Annotated in this window: 1 protein-coding gene; it reads right to left on the bottom strand. The window is 67.3% G+C overall.

Annotated features, from left to right (window positions below; genetic code table 11):
* Window positions 1–962, bottom strand: a 962-nt coding sequence (locus H8A95_RS43240) for a mannose-1-phosphate guanylyltransferase/mannose-6-phosphate isomerase (RefSeq protein WP_229188479.1), incomplete at its 3' end; no start/stop codon positions are given.
* Window positions 963–983 lie beyond the last annotated feature (21 nt).

Genomic DNA, 983 nt, shown 5'->3' with positions numbered 1-983 from the left:
ACGAGATCGTCGACGCCTTCGAGCGCAACCAGCGCCCGGTCGGTCGAAACGTTGCAATTGCGGGAGTCCTCGAACACCGCCGCGCCGCGCGCTGCGTTGCCCAGGCCGTCCTTGTCGGAGAGCTCCCAGACCTGGCGCCACGAGCCGATGTCGGACCAGCCGCACGCCACCGGCACCACCGCGGCATGCGCCGTCTTCTCCATGACCGCGTAATCGATCGAGATCGCGTTTGTCGCGCCGAACGCCGCTGCATCGAGCTTGACGAAGCCGAGATCGCGCGTTGCCGACGCAACCGACTGCTCCACAGAGGCAACGCTGTCCGCATCGACATTGCGATACTCGTCGAGCAGCACGCCGGCACGGAACATGAAGTTGCCGCTGTTCCAGAGATAGCCGGCATCGATATAGCCTGCCGCCGTCGAGGCGTCCGGCTTCTCGACGAACTTCGCCACCGCGCGCACCTCTCCGGCGACCACCTCGCCCGGGTTGATGTAGCCGTATTCGGTGGCGGGCCGTTCCGGCTTGACGCCGAACGTCACGATCCGGCCGGCTTCCGCAGCCGCCAGTCCGCCGCGGCACGCGGCGACGAAGGCCGGCGTATCGCGCACCAGATGGTCGGCGGCGAGCGCCAGCACGATTGCTTCACTGTCGCGGCTCTGCGCGAACGCCGCACCGGCCGCGATCGCGGGCCCCGAGTCGCGGCGCATCGGCTCCAGCAGCACATCGGCCTCGCGGCCGATCTCCGCCAGCTGCTCCAGCACCATGAAGCGATAGGCCTCGTTGGTGATCACGATCGGCCGTTCGAACAGGCCGGTGTCGGAGACCCGCAGCAGCGTCTCCTGGAAGGTCGAGCGCGCCCCGAACAGCGACAGGAACTGCTTCGGATGCACTTCGCGTGACGCCGGCCAAAGCCGCGTGCCTGCGCCGCCGCACATGATCAGGGGAATAATTCGTCGATCCATCGATGCCTCAAGTCCTGTCGT

The sequence above is a fragment of the Bradyrhizobium oropedii genome (assembly GCF_020889685.1).
In the GTDB taxonomy this organism is placed as follows: Bacteria; Pseudomonadota; Alphaproteobacteria; order Rhizobiales; family Xanthobacteraceae; genus Bradyrhizobium; species Bradyrhizobium oropedii.
Note: the sequence above shows the minus strand (reverse complement) of the source record. Positions and strands in the feature narration are given on the sequence as shown.